Below are 15652 nucleotides of genomic sequence, written 5' to 3'. Positions count from 1 at the left end.
GCCACCCAATCCGTATCAGCTCCACCGTCACCGAGTCCCGCCCCAGCTTCGCTTGACGCCGAGCGCCATCGTCGCGACCGTCCCGGCGAGCAACAACAACACCAGCGCCGAAATCGGCTGGCCGCCCCGTGCCAGCGTGAACGTCCCGTAGCCGACGGCCATCGCGATCAGTCCCACGAGCGCGCTCGAGACCGCGTGGACCCCCTCCAGACGCCGGGTGTCGGCGTCGCGACCGAGTTGCTCTCCCAGATCGATCGCGCTGCCGGCGAGGTCCCAGGCGACGACGAGACTCACCGTCGCCACGAGCGTCGGTTCGACCGCTGCCCCCTCGAGTCCGGAGAGGACGACGCCGGCGAACGCCGTGAGCGAGCCGATGTCGACGAGAAGTCGCCGCCAGCGCGCGCGTCTCGAGAGCAATCCGCCGGCCAGCAGGAGGCCACCGAGGAGTGTGACAGCCCCGCCTGCGGCCGTCGCCGTCGAGACGATCACGGTACAGAGACCGACAGCGACGGTAGCGACCGAACTGGCGACGACCGTCGGCCGCCGGTCGACCTCGGCCCGTTCTTCGAAGCGGTGTTCGGACCGGTCGATAGGCTCCTCGTCCTCGGCTGATCGATCCTGGCTGGCCGGAACGGTCATCGGCGACCACCGCCGGTCGCCGCGTCGTACCGGGTGAATACCTCCTCGAGCGACTCGTCGGTCCCCCAGTCGACGACCGGGATGCCGACGCGCTGGAGGTCGAACCGTCGGACCCGTCTGGCGACCCGCGCGAGTTGTTGGCCGGTCGTTCGTTCGGCGGTCGGATCGGGACTCACGACGGTGACCGCGTGGCCGTGAGACGCGAGTCGGCGGGCGATGACGACGCTTGCATGGTCGGTCAGCGGGGTCAACAGGACGATCTGCGTCTCGGCGGAGAGTCGTCGTCGCAGGGTTCGCATCTGGGAGAGCCACCTGGCTTCCTGTGGCGGCTCGAGCGTGGAAAACTGCGGATGGGTCGCGAGCGCCTCGCGCAACCGAATTCGATGACGACTCCCCGATGCGGGCGGCAGCCAGCAGACGCCGCGGTCGCCGTCCTCGTCGGACCGCGTCGTCGGACCGAGCCCCGCAAGCCCCACCGTGTCACCCGACTCGAGCAGCGTCGCGGCGATCCGCACCGCAGCGCCGGTCGATCGCTCGACGGCGTGGATCGCGTCCGGTGACGGAGCGACGTAGGCGGCTTTCCGCGCGTCGACGAGGACGAGGACGCGTGCGGCCCGTTCCTGGTGGAACTCGATCGTCGCGAGTTCGCCGGTTCGGGCGTGCCGGTTCCAGTCGATGCGGTTGAGCGGGTCGTTGCGCCGGTACTCGCGGACGGAGTGGAACTCGGTTCCGGAACCCCCGCTCGAGGTCGTCAGTCGGCCGGTAAACTGCGTGGTCGCGGCCTGCAGGGGGACCGGAGCGTCGATCGGGTGCAACATCGGTTCGCAGACGAGTTCGGTCGGACAGCCGACGTAGTGGGTGCGTTCGACCGACCGCGAGAGATCGCGGGTTACGACGAGCGCGGGGTCGAACTCGTGCGTGCCGGCCGTGACGGTGAGGCTGTACTCGAGGGAAACGGTTTCGCCGGGGCGCATCGCCGTTCCGATTCTGGCCGTTCCGTCGGTGACGGCCAGGTCAGCGGGGACGCCATCGATGTACCGGAGGTCGGGAATCGGGCGCGAGCCGGCGTTCGTCACCGAAACCGTGACGTCTACCTCGTCTCCCGGATCGGGATCGTCGTCGCTCACCGTTCGGTCTATCTCGAGCGTCGGCGATGCGGGCCGTCCGAGGTACGCGAAGCCGGCGTAACCGATGCCGACGACGCCCGTCAGAACGACGGCGGGTAACTCTGCGAACGCGCCGATTCCGATGGCAGCAAGCGCTACGACGCCGATCCCCGTCCAGTGTCCGGTCGCCCGTGACGGCAGTTCGTACAGTTCGGACGCCGCGAGCCGTCTGTCCGTGGTTCGCGTCTCGACGGACTCGTCGCTCGTTTCCAGCCCCCGGTCCGGAACGTCGTCGGGCGTGGTTCGGTCCCCCAGGCCGCCGTATCCGATCTCCGCGATCGCGGCCGCCGTTCGTCGGATCCCGCGCCGATACGGATCGTCGCGGGCGATCCGGTCGACGAGTCGGTCGCGGATCGACCGCGAGGGGGGCGTGACGTCTTCGGAGAGGAACGCGCTCGCGACCGGATCGTCCGTCCACGAGCCGTCGTCGATGGCAGCGGTTGCGGCCTCCTCCGTGAGCCCCTCGAAGCGCGTGAGGACGTCGATCGCGGCGACCCGGAGCCCCTTGACGCTGCGGCGTGTCACGTACGTGCGGTGGGAAGGGCGTGAACTGAACTGGGCGATTGCGTCGGTGAGAGTCGCGCCGGGAACGGACGAGGGATCGCTTCGCTCGGGATCCGGCGTCGAGCGGTACTTCCGGGCGTCTCGACGCTGCGAGAGGCTAACAGCAGCGGCCAGTAACGCCGCGAGTCCGACGATGCCGACGAACGCCTGGGCTATCGTTACCGCCCCGATCCCCGCCAGAATTCCGACCGCGGCCACGAACGCCCCGATAGCGACCACGACGAGAAGCGGGCTGATTTCGACGTCGCCGCCTCGTCCGCTCACGTCCGTTCACCCGGCTCGTCGCCGTCGGTCGGGGCTTCCTCGGTGTCGGCGTACTCGGCTTCGATCCGGCGCAAGACGGCGGTCGCTCGAGTCTCCATCTGGCCGGTGGTTTCCTCGTCGCCGTATCTGACGTCCTCGAACAGCGACGTGAGTTCGGCGACGTCCTCTCGCGCGAGACCGGCGTCGACGGCGGCCGCCGCGAACTCGCCGGGCGTACTCGTTTCGGGGCGGTCGACCTCGAGCGGGCGCGTCATCTCGAGCCAGGCGCGGTATACCTCGTTGTCGACGTCGTCGCTCGATTCGATCCGATCCGCCGCCCGCCCGGCCGCCGCCGCGACCGCCGCGTGGCTTCCGTCAGGGTCCTCGCCGTCGACTCCAGCGGACCCGCTCGAGTTCGACGACGATCCGACTCCGCCGGTGCTCCAGGCCACCGCGACGGCCAGCACGAAGGCCAACGCGGTGAGCAAGAGGAGCAACGGGCCGATAGAGAACGGCTGTTGGTCGTTCTCGCCATCGCCTGGATCGCCGTCGCCGGGCGTTCCCTCCGGCGGTGGCGGCGGTGGCTCCTCCAGCGCGCTCGGATCGATCACTCCGAACCGGAGCAGGACCCAGAAGACGGCGGCGATGAGCAACAACAGCGCGAGGGCGACGCCGAGCTGTGTGAAAAATTCCCGGGGATGGGTGAGCAGGTACCAGACGATGACGAGTGCTGCCAGAACCAGAAGGAGGAACACGAGTACCTCGAGGAAAAACGGCACCTCGAACGCTGTTTCGCCTGATTCCTGTGCCGGCATACCGATCGGACCGTCTCCGCCGAGTTCGCCGTCTCCGCCGCGTTCGACGGGCGAGGAGATCGTCGCCGCGGCCATCGCGACCGCCGCGATACCGACGAGGGCGACCGCGATTCGGGTGACGGTTCGAGTCCGGGACATCGCCGATCTGTTGTACTGCCGAACATAAGTCTGTGAAGGTTTTCCCGACGGTCGGTCGGTTCTCGAGTTTCGTTGCGCTTAAGTACCCGACGGGGGTAGGTTCTGGTGCGATACGTGCAGGGGGCGCAGTCCCCGAGTCCGGAAGGGCGACGATACAGACACGGTGTCGTGGTAGCCAAGCGGCCCAAGGCGCATGGTTGCTAACCATGTGGCGTCAAGCCTCCGGGGTTCAAATCCCCGCCGCGACGTCGGATACACGTTGCTGTCGGACAGACCGGTTTACGGCCGATCGGATGCGATCGGGCGATCACTGACCGTTGTCCGCCAGCAAGACTGGCGTTTTCCGTCAGTCGATAATGCAACGCGCACAGACCAGACACACACACACCACACATGAGCGAGGAAGACTCTCAAGAACAACAGGACGACGAAGACCTTCGGTACTTCGTTCGCATCGGTCAGACCGACCTCGATGGGACGAAGTCCGTCGAGCGCTCGCTCTCGGAGATGAACGGGATCGGTCGACGAACCGCCCGCATCATCGCCGACGAGGCTGACGTCGACCGGACGGCAACGTTCGGTCGGCTCGACGACGACGTGATCGACGAGGTCGTTTCGATCGTAGAGAACTACGCCGGGAACGTTCCGGACTGGCTCAACAACCGCCAGGCGGACTTCTACACCGGCGAGACGACTCACGAGACCGGAAACGATCTCCAGTTGACTCGTCAACACGACATCAACCGGATGAAGATGATCGACTCCTACAAAGGGGTTCGCCACAAGCGCGGCCAGAAGGTTCGCGGACAGCGAACCAAGTCCACCGGTCGTACGGAGGGGACTATCGGAGTCAACGTCGAAGAGATCCGCGAAGAACAGGCTGAAGAGGCGGCGGAGGACGACGAATAATGCCACTGGGAACGAACACCAAGCTGTACGAGACGCCGAATCATCCGTACCAGGGTGAACGGATCGCCAACGAGCACTCGCTGGTCGACCGGTACGGCCTCTCGAACAAAGAAGAGCTCTGGCGTGCACAGTCCGAGCTCCGTTCGTACCGACGCGAGGCACGAGAGCTGCTCGGTCAGCCACAGGGCGACGAAACCGTCGTCCGTCGCTCCGAGGAATTCCTCGGACGACTCAAACGCGTCGGAGTCCTCGACGAGGAAGACGACCTCGGCGACATCCTCGGTCTCGAGATCGAGGACGTCTTGGAGCGGCGACTGCAGACGGTCGTCTACCGAAAAGGACTCGCGAACACGACCCAGCAGGCCAGGCAGTTCATCTCGCACGGACACATCGTCGTCGACGGTCAGCGCCACCGAATCCCGTCGTACGTCGTCGACGTCGACGAGGAAGACCGCATCGAGTTCGACGAGAACAGTCCACTCGCGGACGAACTCCACCCAGAACGAGCGGAGGGACAGTAACATGGCAGACGACGACAAGTGGGGAGTCGCCCACGTGCACGCATCGTTCAACAACACCGTCATGACCGTGACCGATCTCACGGGCGCCGAGACGATCGCGAAGTCCTCCGGCGGGACGGCAGTGAAACAGAACCGCGACGAAGCGTCGCCGTACGCGGCCATGCAGATGGCCGAGTCCGTCGCCGAAGAAGTGAAAGCAGCAGGAATCACTGGCCTGCACGTTCGCGTCCGAGGTCCCGGCGGAAACCTGCAGAAATCCCCTGGGCCCGGCGCACAGGCGACGATCCGTGCGCTCGCACGCTCCGGGATCGAAATCGGTCGTATCGAAGACGTGACCCCGATCCCACACGACGGATCGCGCGCACCGAAAGGCAAGGGCGGCTACTAGATCCATGACAGAGGAGTACGACGTCGAGTTCGTCGAACGCGAGGATCGCGACGCGCGGTTTCTCGTCCGCGGCGTAACGCCCGCGTTTGCAAACGGCATCCGTCGAGCGATGGTCGCCGACGTGCCGACGATGGCGATCGACACCGTCCGGTTCATCGAGAACTCGTCGGTCATGTTCGACGAACAGCTCGCGCTCCGGCTGGGACTCGTTCCGCTTACAACCCCGCCGGAAGGCGAATTCGTCGAGGACGACACCGTCACGCTCTCGATCGACGTCGAAGGGCCGGCCACCGCTTACTCGGGCAATCTCGTCTCGAGTGACAGTCTCGTCCAGCCCGCAGACGAGAACGTTCCGATCATCGAGCTCAAAGACGGCCAGCGCCTCGAAGCCGAGGCGGAGGCCGCTCTCGATCGCGGGAAGAACCACGCCAAACACCAGGGCGGCGTGGCGGTCGGCTACCGACACCTCCAGCGCGTCGAGGTCGTCGGCGAGCTTCCCGAGTTCGAACAACAGGAAGAACGGATCGTCCGCGGCGTCATCGAAGACGACGGCGAACTCGTTCCAACCAGCGAGTTCGACCACGACCTCACGAACCGCTATCCCGATCAGCAAGTGGAGATCGAAGACGTTCCGAACGCCTTCGTCTTCCACGTGGAGACGGACGGTTCCGTCTCGGTCGAAGAGCTGGTCACGCGAGCCGCGGACACGATCGAGACGCGTGCGACCGAACTCGAAGACGCAGTACAGTTGTAAACTATGACCCGACGCCCTCGACCCGACCGACGCGATCCGCTCGCCGGCGCCGTGAGCGACGAGACCGCCGACGGATCGAACACTGGAATCGAAAGGGGTTTGAAGGGGCGACGGATAGGTAGAAGCGCGAGCAGGGATAGCCAAGTCTGGCCAACGGCGCAGCGTTCAGGGCGCTGTCTCGTAGGAGTCCGCAGGTTCAAATCCTGCTCCCTGCATTTTTCCGGCTCGATCGACCGAAGAGCCGTGAAAATGGAACGGACAGGTTTGAGCCACGGGAGTCACAGCGGTCGAGCACACGCGAGACCGACTGTCTCCCGGCGGTTCAAATCCTGCTCCCTGCATGCTTCTGTCGGACCGATTCCAACGACGCTCGAGGGACGTTTCACGTCCGCGAGCGATTGCAGCTATTTGGAGGAAACTAATGAGTAGCAAGACTAACCCGAGGCTTACCGATCTCATCGCCGAGTTGAAGTCGACGTCCCGTAACTCGGACGCCGACGTCTGGCGAGATGTCGCGGATCGTCTCGAGAAGCCCCGACGAACCCACGCAGAGGTGAACCTGGGCCGAATCGAGCGATACGCACGCGAAGAAGAGACCGTCGTCGTTCCCGGTAAAGTACTGGGATCCGGCGCACTACAGAAGAACGTCACGGTTGCGGCCGTCGACTTCTCTTCGTCCGCAGAGACGAAGATCGAACAGGTCGGCGACCCGGTACCGCTCGAGCAAGCGCTCGAAGAGAACCCCGACGGATCCGGCGTACGGGTGATCCGATGAGCGTCGCCGAGTTCGACGCGGACGTCGTCGTCGACGCCCGCGACTGCATTCTCGGTCGCGTCGCAAGCGAGGTCGCACAGCGCGCCCTCGAGGGCGACACCATCGCCATCGTCAACGCCGAAGACGCCGTCATCACCGGCGACAAAGAGGACGTCTTCGAGACCTATCGCAAGCGTCTGCAACTCGGTTCCGACAACGGACCGTACTACCCGCGTCGACCGGACACGATCTTCAAGCGCTCGGTCCGGGGCATGCTTCCGTACAAGAAGCCCCGCGGCCGCGAGGCGCTCGAGAACGTCCGCGTTTACGTCGGCAATCCCTACGAGGACGACGACGATCGCGAGGCGGAGATCATCGAAGACACGTCGCTGGATCGCCTGTCGAACATTCGCTTCGTCCACCTGGGCGAAGTCTCCGAACAACTCGGTGCTAACGTCAGATGGTAACGAACACGAGTGGAAAGAAGAAGACGGCCGTCGCTCGCGCCACCGTACGCGAGGGGGAAGGCCGCGTACGAATCGACTCCAAACCGGTCGAACTGGTCGAACCCGAGATGTCCCGTCTCAAGATGCTCGAGCCGTTTCGCATCGCCGGCGACGAGCTTCGAAGCGAGATGGACATCGACGTCAGCGTCGAGGGCGGCGGTATCAGCGGACAGGCCGACGCCGTCCGCACCGCCATCGCTCGCGGCATCGTCCAGCACACGAACGACGCCGAACTCCGCGACGCGTTCATGGAGTTCGATCGCTCGCTGCTGGTCAACGACGTTCGCCAGTCCGAACCGAAAAAGTGGGGCGGCCCCGGCGCTCGGGCTCGCTACCAGAAATCGTACCGCTGAGGTGATTCAGGTATGATGGTACCGGTTCGGTGTTTCACCTGTGGTAACGTCGTCGGCGAACACTGGGAAGAGTTCGACGAGCGAGCAAACGAGGGCGACGAGGATCCACAGCAGGTCCTCGACGAACTCGCCGTCGACCGCTACTGCTGTCGACGCATGCTCGTCAGTCACACCGACCTGGTCGACGTCGTCTCTCCGTACCAGTAACATGCAACAACAACACCACAATCGCTACGAGAAAGCACGGATTCTCGGCGCTCGAGCACTGCAGGTGTCCTACGGGGCACCGGTGTTGATCGAGACCGATCAGACCCAGCCGATCCTGATCGCCGCCGAAGAGTACGACGCCGGCGTGTTGCCCTTTACCGTCGACCGAGGGGAACGGTTTCAATGACGCTGATCACCGACGTTCGGCTCAGACGGATCCTCGACTCCCGCGGAAACCCGACGGTCGAGGCGGACGTGTTGACCGAAAGTGGCGGATTCGGCCGCGCAGCAGCTCCAAGCGGGGCGAGCACGGGCGAATACGAGGCGATCGAGCGACCGCCGACCGAGGCGATCGCTGCCGCCCGCGAACACGCCGTTTCGCGCCTCGTCGGTGAGGCTTATGCCGGTAATCAACGCGAGGTCGACGCCATCTTGCGCGCCGCGGACGGTACCGACGACTTCTCGAAGATCGGCGCGAACAGCGCTGTCGCGATCTCGATGGCCGCTGCGAAGGCGGGTGCCGACGTGCTCGGCGCGCCGCTGTTCCAGCACCTCGGCGGGACGTTCCGCGGCGAGAACTTCCCGATCCCGCTCGGAAACGTCGTCGGCGGGGGCGAGCACGCCGCCGACGCGACCGACATCCAGGAGTTTCTCTCCGCGCCCGTCGGCGCGCCGAGCGTCGAAGACGCCGTCTTCGCGAACGCGGACGTCCACGCCACCGTCGCGGATCTACTCGAGGAACGCGGCGTTCCCTCGGGGAAAGGCGACGAAGGCGCGTGGGCCCCGTCGATCGACGACGAGACCGCCTTCGAGATCGTCGACGAGGCGGTCTCGCAGGTCGAAGCCGAGGTCGGCTTCGAGATTCGGTTCGGACTCGACGTCGCAGCCGCCGAGATGTACGACGCCGACTCGGAGACCTACGAGTACGAGTCCGCGGGAATCAGTCGCGATCCCGACGAACAGATCGACTACATCGCCGAGCTGATCGACGAGTACGATCTCGTCTACGTCGAGGATCCGCTCGACGAGAACGATTACGACGGGTTCGCCGAACTCACCGATCGAGTTGGCGACGCGGGAGCTGCAAGCGGCCACGACTCGCGAGCGGACCGAACGCTGATCTGTGGCGACGACCTGTTCGTCACCAACACGGTCCGACTCGAGGAGGGAATCGACGTCGGAGCGGCGAACAGCATCCTGATCAAGCCCAACCAGATCGGGACGCTGACCGACGCCTTCGACGCGATCGAACTCGCGACCGAGAACGGCTACGATTCGGTCGTCTCCCATCGCTCGGGCGAAACCGAGGACGCGACGATCGCACACCTCGCCGTTGGGACCGACGCCCCGTTCATCAAGACGGGTGCCGTCGGCGGCGAGCGAACCGCAAAACTGAACGAGCTCATCAGAATCGCAGACGACGCGACATGACAGACAACGACGCAACCCACGAAGGGCTCGACGCCGCCGAGGAGGAGATCGACGAGGAGCCAGCCGAAGGGGCTGGCCCCGCCGCCGACCCTGCCGAGGACGTCGAGCCAGCCGACGAACAACCCGCGGACGCGGAGGTCGACGAGGCCGACGCGGACGCCGAACCAGCGGTCGACGACGAGGACGAGTCCGACGTCGAAGACGCAGGACCGACCCTCGACGACGACGTAATGAGCGACGAGGAGGCCGACCTTCTCATCCCCGTCGAGGACTATCTCGGTGCCGGTGTCCACATCGGCACTCAGCAAAAGACCAAGGACATGGAGCGGTTCATCCACCGCGTCCGAACCGACGGTCTCTACGTCCTCGACGTCTCGAAGACCGACGGCCGTATCCGAACGGCTGCGAACTTCCTCGCGAACTACTCCCCCGAACAGATCCTCGTGACCTCGAGTCGCCAGTACGGTCGCTTCCCGGCCGAGAAGTTCGCGGAAGCGGTCGGCGCTCGAGCCCGAACGGGGCGATTCATTCCGGGAACGCTCACGAATCCGAAGTACGACGGCTACATCGAACCGGACGTCGTCGTCGTTACGGACCCGATCGGCGACGCCCAGGCCGTCAAAGAGGCGATCACGGTGGGCATCCCGGTCATCGCGATGTGTGACTCGAACAACCAGGTCAGCAACGTCGATCTCGTCGTTCCGACGAACAACAAGGGTCGAAAGGCTCTCTCCGTCGTCTACTGGCTGCTCGCAAACGAGGTTCTCGATCGTCGCGGTGCCGAACCGTCGTACTCGCTCGAGGACTTCGAGAGCGTCGTATAACTCCGTTCGATTTCGAAGCCGACGTTTTCGCGGTTTTCGATACTGGTCTGCGAGTCGCGACGCTGGTCGCCAGCGGAGCTGGAACGAAGGAGTTAGGTGAGTGCCATCGGTAACGCCCGTATGGTCGATATCCTGTTCGAGTTCGAAGAAGGGGTGTTGCCGCCCGTCGTCGTCTTCGCGACGGCGGCCCTGATCGCGATCTTCGCGATTGGAATCCCGCTCCGATTGCTCCTCGGACTGTTCTGAAACTCTCGAGACGATTCGCGGTCTCACCGTTTTCGAGGCGACGATCTCACCCGCCAGGAGAGCGGACCAGTCGACCTCGAGCGAGGGAGGGCGGGTGGTTTAGCGTTCCATCGACGACCCCTCGAGCAACGCGTCGAGGAGATCCGCCGCGTCGCTGGCCGACGACCCGAACACGTAGGTCGTCGGTTCGATCCCGAACGCGCCGCGGTGGAAGGCGACGCGGGGCACGGTATCGCGTTCGTCGAACCGATCCCGGAGGTGTTCGCCGCGGTCCTCGTAATCGGCGTCGAACTCGAGCGGATCGATCCCGCGTTCTCGCGCGGCCTCGAGCAGCGTGTCGTCGGTGGCGACGTTGATCGCGGCCCGAATGTCGGGATCGACGTCGGTGGCGGCGAGGACGGCCGTCGCGACGTGTTTCGATGCGCCGAACTCCGGATTCGCGGGGATCTCGATCCGGCCGCTCATGGCGTAGATCCGGCCGGGAATCGCCGCGACGTCGGTTTCGTCGCGGGCGTCGGGCAGAGCCATCCCGACGTTCGTGCCGACGTTGGGGATGATCTCGGCCATCCCTGGCGTCGACGCAAGGGTCCGCGCCGCCGTCCGGACGTTGGTCAGGACGTCCCGCTCCGCTCGGACGTCGGGATCGAGTCCCCGAACGCACAGGTCACAACCCAGTCCCCTGAGTTCGGGCATCTCCTCCTCGTGGAGTTCACAGATCGGTCCGCGATCCTCGAGGCTGCGCACGAGCGAGAGCAGTTCCGCCAGCGCGTCGTAGCCGTCCATCTCCCCGCTCGTGAGTCCGTCGGCGATGCGGTCGACCGTCGCGACGGTTTCGGGATCGTCTCGGAATCGATCGTCGCCGCCGCCGTCGCCGCTTACGTACTTGCTCACTGCCGCCTGCGTGACGCCGAGGTTCGCGGCGATCTCCTGTTGGGTCATGCCGCGGTCGGTGAGTCGCGCCGCGAGCATCGCACGTACCGTCGGCAAAAATCGGTCGACGACGAGTTCGCTCGGCAGGACGAGGGACATACTGCCGGATTCGAACGTCGCCGGTATAAGTCCGACTACCGCGGAACGACTCGAGTCACCGTATCATACGGTTTACTGTAAGTCATTACCGGAGCGACCGCGGGACGTCGCCCGGTCGCTCCGGTACACAGTGACAGCAATCCGTATCAGGGCCGGCGGTGAAGCGCGTATGCGATCAGCGCCAGTCCGGTGAACTGGGCGGCGTGGACGACGAGCCAGAACCAGTCCTGCTGTGGAAGCGAGAGCAGGCGCAGGTGGATGAGGACCGTCCCGACGAACGACGTCGAGTACGTGACGGCCGTCAGGAGGATCAGTCCGACGGCGAGATACCGCATCGACGGATCGCGATGGCGGCCCCAGGCCCGAAACGCCTGATAGCCGATGTACAGCCCGATCAGGGTCGCGCCGGCCGCGAGCAGCCCGACGACCAGTTCGATCGGGCGAATCGCCTCGAGCATTCAGAGGTCACCCCACAGCCGCCGGAGTCGGTCGGCCGCGTCCTCCTCGCGCTGGCGAAGGTCGAACGTGAATCCGTCGGGCTCGAGGCGGAGCCGAACCTCCTCGAGCGTCGCGGCGTAGACCGTGTCGTGGTGGCCGTCCGATCGAGGACGGGTTCGTTCGCGGACGAGGTTCGCCGCTTCGAGTTGCTCCAGTCGACGACAGACGGTCGAGAGCGAGGCGTCACAGCGGTCGGTCAGTTCGTTTGCGGACATGGGTTCGGTACGCGTGGCTTCGAGGATCGTGCGGGCGTACTCGTCGTCGAGCAGGCCGACGACGGTCTCGAGAGACGGATCCTCACTCACGGCTACTCGATCGGAGATTCGCCTTATAATCACTTCGACCGACGGTCCGACTCTGCGTCGGGCGGCCAGTGTGGGGAACGCGGCGGCCGGATCGACACTCGAGAGACACAGCTCACTCACCGTCCAGCGACCCGGTCGGGGACGAACCGCACCATCACGGTTCCGTCGTTCGTCTCCGGTGGACTGTACAGAAGCGCGACGGATTCGCCTCGGTTCCCTTCGAGACCGGCGACGGTCAACGAGTCGCCAGGTTCGACGACGTCGAACTCGTCGGCGAACTGGGGCTCGATTCCCGGCTGAACTCGACTCTGTGAGTCGAAATACAGCGTCAGGAGGTCCGCGTCGACCGGATCGCCGCCGTCGTGACGGACGGTGAACCCCGCGACGTCGTCCGCCACGTCGATCCCCCACGTGATCTGGGGATACCGTCTTGCGGCGTCGGTACCGACACGGGACCGGAACTTTTCGTGTGTCTCCCGGATGTCGACCCACAGGTACGGCTCGTCGACCGTGACCTCGACGCCGTGGGCCTCGACGGCAGTATTTCGCTCGACAAGTACGTCTTCGACCTCTCGAGGCGTGAGCGGTGCCTCCGCTTCGAAGAGGCAGACGGTCCGGTGGTAGACGTACTCCCCGTCGTAGGCGTAGACCATCGACGAGTTCCGGGCCGAGAACCCCTCGGAGAGTTCCCGCACGATCGGCCCCCAGCCGTCGAACAGCTGTACGGTGGGTTGTGATCCGGTCGCTCGAGCGACGGCATCGAAGCCGTCGTCTTCGTCCGCGCGGCGCGGAACCCGTCCGCCTTCGGCGTCGATCACCGTCTCGAGGTCCGGTGACTCGAGGGGGCCAGACCCGTCCGCACGGTGTCGGAACAGAACCGCTCCGTCGCGGACCGCGACGCCACGCGTGAGGTCGGTTCGTTCGAACAGATCGTACCCTTCGTAGGATCCGATTTCCTCGTAATCGCTCGCCAGTACGGTTTCGCGGACCGTCCCCGAGTCGAACGAACCCAGGCAAACGGTGACCGGCCCGACGCTCACGACGTGATCGTAGTTCTCGTAGCCAACCCCGAGGTAGTCGAGACGCGCTCTCACGGTCTGTTCCGGGAGCGGATCGATAGCCCCCACGACGTTTTCGCCCGCGTCGTTCGGCCTCGCGTACCGAACGGTTCGCCACCCGCCGTCGGCGTGTTCTATCGCGGATCGCGCGGGAATCCACTCCCCATACACGGGATCGCCGGCTTCCGGAACGTCGACGTCGGCGTACCTGATCTGCTGGCCGAGCGTCGGCATCGACGCGAGACAGCCGGCCATCGAAACACTCGCTCCGGCCCCGAGTCCGGTTCCGATAGTATGGAGCACGCGTCGTCTGTCGCAGTTCTCGAATCGTTCGTTCGCTCTCCGTCGCATTCGTCTCGAGCATCGAACCCCGGGAAGATATACCGGGGTATCGGCTGCGCCGACCAGCAAGCCACCGAAACGCTCTTGTATTCCGATCGGTCGGAAACGAATCGATCGAATGTCACGAGAGGACAGCTATTAATCGTCGTCGTGCGAACGGCCGGCTATGACACTCTCGAGCGCCCCCGGGAAGGTCTACCTCTTCGGGGAGCACGCGGTCGTCTACGGCGAACCCGCCGTTCCGTGTGCGATCGAGCGACGGGCACGGGTCGGCGTCGAGCCGCGCGAAGACGGCAAGCTACGAGTTCACGCGGAGGATCTGAGTCTCGACGGATTTACCGTCGAGTACGGCGCGGCGGCCGACGACAGACCCGACGTGGACGTTTCCGAATCGCTGGTGACAGCGGCGACGCAGTACGTCGACAGCGCGATCGAACAGGTGCGAGACGCGACTGGCGAAGACGACGTCGGATTCGACGTGACGATAGAGAGCGACATCCCCCTCGGGGCGGGCCTCGGCTCGTCGGCTGCGGTCGCGGTCGCCGCCATCGACGCCGGAACCCGGGCGGTGGGGACCACACTCGAGTCCGGCGAACTCGCCGAGCGAGCCTACCGAACGGAGTACGACGTCCAGGAGGGACAGGCCTCGCGCGCGGACACGTTCTGTTCGGCGACTGGCGGAGCGGTCCGCGTCGAAGGCGACGACTGCCGATCGATCGAAGCACCCGATCTGCCGATCGTCGTCGGGTTCGACGGCGGTGCAGGCGATACGGGCGAACTCGTCGCGGGGGTCCGAACGCTGCGCGAGGAGTACGCGTTCGCCGCCGACACGGTCGAAGCGATCGGCGACGTCGTCAGAAACGGCGAGGAGGCACTCGCCGACGGCGACCTCGCGGAAGTCGGTCGGCTGATGGACTTCAACCACGGGCTGCTCTCGGCTCTCGGCGTCTCGTCGCGGTCGCTCGATTCGATGGTCTGGGCGGCCCGTGACGCCGGCGCGATCGGTGCGAAGCTGACGGGAGCCGGCGGCGGCGGCTGTATCGTCGCGCTGGATCCGACGCCCGAGACGGAGACTGCCCTCTCGTTTACGCCGGGCTGTGAGGAGGCGTTCCGCGCCGAATTGGCCGAGACGGGGGTGAAACGACTCGAATGATCGTCCTCAAACTCGGCGGCAGCGTCGTCACCCACAAAGACCGCGCCGAGACGGTCGACGGCGAGGCCCTCGACCGGGCGGCCGACGCCGTCGCCGCCGCACTCGAGTCGCCCGACGACGCGCTCGCGGACGGCCTCGTCGTCGTCCACGGTGGCGGGAGCTTCGGCCACCACAACGCGAGCGACCACGGCGTCACCACGACTGCGGGAACCCACGATGCGCTCGCAGTTCAGGACGTCCACGGCGCGATGAAGACGCTGAACGCGTTCGTGCTCTCGCGGCTGCTCGAGCGCGACGTTCCGGCGGTTCCAGTGCATCCGCTCTCCGCGGCCCATCGCGACGAAGCGGGCGACCTGCAGCTTCCGACGGGACAGGTCGAGACACTGCTCGGGGAGGGGTTCGTCCCCGTCGTTCACGGCGACCTCGTCGCTCACGCGGGCGAGGGGGCGACCGTCGTCAGCGGCGACGAACTCGTCGTGGAACTCGCCGCAGACCTCGAGGCAGACCGGATCGGGCTCTGTTCGACCGTTCCGGGCGTCCTCGACGACGAAGGAGCCGTGATCGACGACATCTCGTCGTTCGATTCGGTCGCGGACGTTCTGGGCGAGAGCGACGCGACGGACGTGACCGGCGGGATGGCCGCGAAGGTCCGGGCGCTGCTCGACCTCGAGGCCGGAGCGTCCGTCTTCGGCCTCGAGGATCTCGAGGCGTTTCTCGCGGGCGAGGAGCCGGGAACGACCGTCAGGTAGCGACCGAGTGAAACCGATTCGAGAACGTCGAAGCGGGTCGTGGAACACGTGAGACCGGTT

At 65.6% G+C, this 15652-nt stretch carries 21 protein-coding genes and 2 tRNA genes; 16 read left to right on the top strand and 7 right to left on the bottom strand.

Annotated features, from left to right (window positions below; genetic code table 11):
• Positions 1-27 precede the first annotated feature (27 nt).
• Genes EA473_RS07215 through EA473_RS07205 form a run of 3 tightly spaced genes read right to left on the bottom strand, consistent with a single transcriptional unit; the run spans position 28 to position 3565 of the window.
• The gene (locus tag EA473_RS07215) at positions 28-639 is read right to left on the bottom strand and encodes a DUF7519 family protein (protein WP_124194988.1); all 612 of its coding nucleotides are present in this window, start codon (positions 637-639) and stop codon (positions 28-30) included.
• Positions 636-2633 carry a DUF58 domain-containing protein gene (locus EA473_RS07210; protein ID WP_243645202.1) on the bottom strand — a complete coding sequence of 666 codons (1998 nt, stop codon included), beginning with the start codon at positions 2631-2633 and terminating at the stop codon, positions 636-638. Before EA473_RS07210 ends, EA473_RS07215 begins: the two co-directional genes overlap by 4 nt.
• Entirely contained in the window at positions 2630-3565 is a 936-nt protein-coding gene (locus EA473_RS07205) for a DUF4129 domain-containing protein (protein WP_124194987.1), read from the bottom strand. Before EA473_RS07205 ends, EA473_RS07210 begins: the two co-directional genes overlap by 4 nt.
• A 165-nt stretch (positions 3566-3730) precedes the next feature.
• Here EA473_RS07205 and EA473_RS07200 point away from each other — a divergent pair.
• The 14 genes from EA473_RS07200 (at position 3731) to EA473_RS23040 (ending at position 10458) form a co-directional block, all read left to right on the top strand.
• Positions 3731-3813 (top strand) — tRNA-Ser (locus EA473_RS07200).
• A 145-nt stretch (positions 3814-3958) separates the two neighbouring features.
• Positions 3959-4474, top strand: a complete 516-nt coding sequence (locus tag EA473_RS07195; RefSeq protein ID WP_124194986.1) for a 30S ribosomal protein S13 — start codon at positions 3959-3961, stop codon at positions 4472-4474.
• Positions 4474-4995 (top strand): 30S ribosomal protein S4, encoded by a 522-nt coding sequence (locus tag EA473_RS07190; RefSeq protein ID WP_124194985.1) that lies wholly within the window; start codon positions 4474-4476, stop codon positions 4993-4995. Before EA473_RS07195 ends, EA473_RS07190 begins: the two co-directional genes overlap by 1 nt.
• A 1-nt stretch (position 4996) precedes the next feature.
• Positions 4997-5383: a 30S ribosomal protein S11 gene (locus EA473_RS07185; RefSeq protein WP_124194984.1), complete on the top strand. Its 387-nt coding sequence runs from the start codon at positions 4997-4999 to the stop codon at positions 5381-5383.
• A 4-nt stretch (positions 5384-5387) separates the two neighbouring features.
• Positions 5388-6137 carry a DNA-directed RNA polymerase subunit D gene (locus EA473_RS07180; RefSeq protein ID WP_124194983.1) on the top strand — a complete coding sequence of 250 codons (750 nt, stop codon included), beginning with the start codon at positions 5388-5390 and terminating at the stop codon, positions 6135-6137.
• Positions 6138-6267: 130 nt separating this feature from the next.
• Positions 6268-6352 (top strand) — tRNA-Leu (locus tag EA473_RS07175).
• A gap of 206 nt (positions 6353-6558) precedes the next feature.
• Positions 6559-6912: a 50S ribosomal protein L18e gene (locus tag EA473_RS07170; protein ID WP_124194982.1), complete on the top strand. Its 354-nt coding sequence runs from the start codon at positions 6559-6561 to the stop codon at positions 6910-6912.
• Positions 6909-7358 carry a 50S ribosomal protein L13 gene (locus EA473_RS07165; RefSeq protein WP_124194981.1) on the top strand — a complete coding sequence of 150 codons (450 nt, stop codon included), beginning with the start codon at positions 6909-6911 and terminating at the stop codon, positions 7356-7358. The genes EA473_RS07170 and EA473_RS07165 overlap by 4 nt, the downstream gene beginning before the upstream one ends.
• Positions 7352-7750 carry a 30S ribosomal protein S9 gene (locus EA473_RS07160; RefSeq protein ID WP_124194980.1) on the top strand — a complete coding sequence of 133 codons (399 nt, stop codon included), beginning with the start codon at positions 7352-7354 and terminating at the stop codon, positions 7748-7750. The genes EA473_RS07165 and EA473_RS07160 overlap by 7 nt, the downstream gene beginning before the upstream one ends.
• 12 nt (positions 7751-7762) lie before the next feature.
• Positions 7763-7957, top strand: a complete 195-nt coding sequence (locus tag EA473_RS07155) for a DNA-directed RNA polymerase subunit N (RefSeq protein WP_124194979.1) — start codon at positions 7763-7765, stop codon at positions 7955-7957.
• 1 nt (position 7958) lies between these two features.
• Positions 7959-8144: a DNA-directed RNA polymerase subunit K gene (locus EA473_RS07150; RefSeq protein WP_124194978.1), complete on the top strand. Its 186-nt coding sequence runs from the start codon at positions 7959-7961 to the stop codon at positions 8142-8144.
• On the top strand, positions 8141-9388 hold the full coding sequence (eno, locus tag EA473_RS07145) for a phosphopyruvate hydratase (protein WP_124194977.1): 1248 nt from the start codon (positions 8141-8143) through the stop codon (positions 9386-9388). The genes EA473_RS07150 and eno overlap by 4 nt, the downstream gene beginning before the upstream one ends.
• Entirely contained in the window at positions 9385-10212 is an 828-nt protein-coding gene (gene rpsB, locus EA473_RS07140) for a 30S ribosomal protein S2 (protein ID WP_124194976.1), read from the top strand. Before eno ends, rpsB begins: the two co-directional genes overlap by 4 nt.
• Before the next feature lie 120 nt (positions 10213-10332).
• Complete coding sequence (locus tag EA473_RS23040) at positions 10333-10458, top strand: hypothetical protein (RefSeq protein WP_279387651.1); 126 nt, start codon at positions 10333-10335, stop codon at positions 10456-10458.
• 99 nt (positions 10459-10557) lie between these two features.
• Here EA473_RS23040 and EA473_RS07135 read toward each other — a convergent pair whose 3' ends face one another.
• From EA473_RS07135 to EA473_RS07120, 4 genes are all read right to left on the bottom strand, one after another.
• Positions 10558-11487 carry a thiamine-phosphate synthase family protein gene (locus EA473_RS07135; RefSeq protein WP_124194975.1) on the bottom strand — a complete coding sequence of 310 codons (930 nt, stop codon included), beginning with the start codon at positions 11485-11487 and terminating at the stop codon, positions 10558-10560.
• A gap of 146 nt (positions 11488-11633) precedes the next feature.
• Positions 11634-11945, bottom strand: coding sequence for a DUF7521 family protein (locus EA473_RS07130; RefSeq protein ID WP_124194974.1), 312 nt, complete (start codon positions 11943-11945; stop codon positions 11634-11636).
• Positions 11946-12290 carry a winged helix-turn-helix domain-containing protein gene (locus EA473_RS07125; protein ID WP_124194973.1) on the bottom strand — a complete coding sequence of 115 codons (345 nt, stop codon included), beginning with the start codon at positions 12288-12290 and terminating at the stop codon, positions 11946-11948.
• 116 nt (positions 12291-12406) lie between these two features.
• Positions 12407-13603: a hypothetical protein gene (locus tag EA473_RS07120; protein WP_124194972.1), complete on the bottom strand. Its 1197-nt coding sequence runs from the start codon at positions 13601-13603 to the stop codon at positions 12407-12409.
• A gap of 253 nt (positions 13604-13856) precedes the next feature.
• On the opposite strand from EA473_RS07120, the gene mvk reads away from it, so the two are divergent.
• A complete protein-coding gene (mvk, locus tag EA473_RS07115) occupies positions 13857-14843 on the top strand; it encodes a mevalonate kinase (protein ID WP_124194971.1) in 987 nt (328 codons plus the stop codon).
• Positions 14840-15592 carry an isopentenyl phosphate kinase gene (locus EA473_RS07110; RefSeq protein WP_124194970.1) on the top strand — a complete coding sequence of 251 codons (753 nt, stop codon included), beginning with the start codon at positions 14840-14842 and terminating at the stop codon, positions 15590-15592. The genes mvk and EA473_RS07110 overlap by 4 nt, the downstream gene beginning before the upstream one ends.
• Positions 15593-15652: the final 60 nt, after the last annotated feature.

This window comes from Natrarchaeobius chitinivorans, from assembly GCF_003841505.1.
Taxonomy (GTDB): Archaea; Halobacteriota; Halobacteria; order Halobacteriales; family Natrialbaceae; genus Natrarchaeobius; species Natrarchaeobius chitinivorans.
Note: the sequence above shows the minus strand (reverse complement) of the source record. Positions and strands in the feature narration are given on the sequence as shown.

Bases quoted from the DNA above. Each gene is read 5' to 3' on its own strand.
- EA473_RS07130 (WP_124194974.1), bottom strand. From the start codon at position 11,945: ATGCTCGAGGCGATTCGCCCGATCGAACTGGTCGTCGGGCTGCTCGCG.
- EA473_RS07155 (WP_124194979.1), top strand. From the start codon at position 7,763: ATGATGGTACCGGTTCGGTGTTTCACCTGTGGTAACGTCGTCGGCGAA.
- EA473_RS07160 (WP_124194980.1), top strand. From the start codon at position 7,352: ATGGTAACGAACACGAGTGGAAAGAAGAAGACGGCCGTCGCTCGCGCC.
- EA473_RS07190 (WP_124194985.1), top strand. From the start codon at position 4,474: ATGCCACTGGGAACGAACACCAAGCTGTACGAGACGCCGAATCATCCG.
- EA473_RS07215 (WP_124194988.1), bottom strand. From the start codon at position 639: ATGACCGTTCCGGCCAGCCAGGATCGATCAGCCGAGGACGAGGAGCCT.
- EA473_RS07205 (WP_124194987.1), bottom strand. From the start codon at position 3,565: ATGTCCCGGACTCGAACCGTCACCCGAATCGCGGTCGCCCTCGTCGGT.
- EA473_RS07165 (WP_124194981.1), top strand. From the start codon at position 6,909: ATGAGCGTCGCCGAGTTCGACGCGGACGTCGTCGTCGACGCCCGCGAC.
- mvk (WP_124194971.1), top strand. From the start codon at position 13,857: ATGACACTCTCGAGCGCCCCCGGGAAGGTCTACCTCTTCGGGGAGCAC.
- EA473_RS07150 (WP_124194978.1), top strand. From the start codon at position 7,959: ATGCAACAACAACACCACAATCGCTACGAGAAAGCACGGATTCTCGGC.
- eno (WP_124194977.1), top strand. From the start codon at position 8,141: ATGACGCTGATCACCGACGTTCGGCTCAGACGGATCCTCGACTCCCGC.
- EA473_RS07135 (WP_124194975.1), bottom strand. From the start codon at position 11,487: ATGTCCCTCGTCCTGCCGAGCGAACTCGTCGTCGACCGATTTTTGCCG.
- EA473_RS07195 (WP_124194986.1), top strand. From the start codon at position 3,959: ATGAGCGAGGAAGACTCTCAAGAACAACAGGACGACGAAGACCTTCGG.
- EA473_RS07180 (WP_124194983.1), top strand. From the start codon at position 5,388: ATGACAGAGGAGTACGACGTCGAGTTCGTCGAACGCGAGGATCGCGAC.
- EA473_RS07170 (WP_124194982.1), top strand. From the start codon at position 6,559: ATGAGTAGCAAGACTAACCCGAGGCTTACCGATCTCATCGCCGAGTTG.
- EA473_RS07185 (WP_124194984.1), top strand. From the start codon at position 4,997: ATGGCAGACGACGACAAGTGGGGAGTCGCCCACGTGCACGCATCGTTC.
- EA473_RS23040 (WP_279387651.1), top strand. From the start codon at position 10,333: ATGGTCGATATCCTGTTCGAGTTCGAAGAAGGGGTGTTGCCGCCCGTC.
- rpsB (WP_124194976.1), top strand. From the start codon at position 9,385: ATGACAGACAACGACGCAACCCACGAAGGGCTCGACGCCGCCGAGGAG.
- EA473_RS07110 (WP_124194970.1), top strand. From the start codon at position 14,840: ATGATCGTCCTCAAACTCGGCGGCAGCGTCGTCACCCACAAAGACCGC.
- EA473_RS07120 (WP_124194972.1), bottom strand. From the start codon at position 13,603: ATGGCCGGCTGTCTCGCGTCGATGCCGACGCTCGGCCAGCAGATCAGG.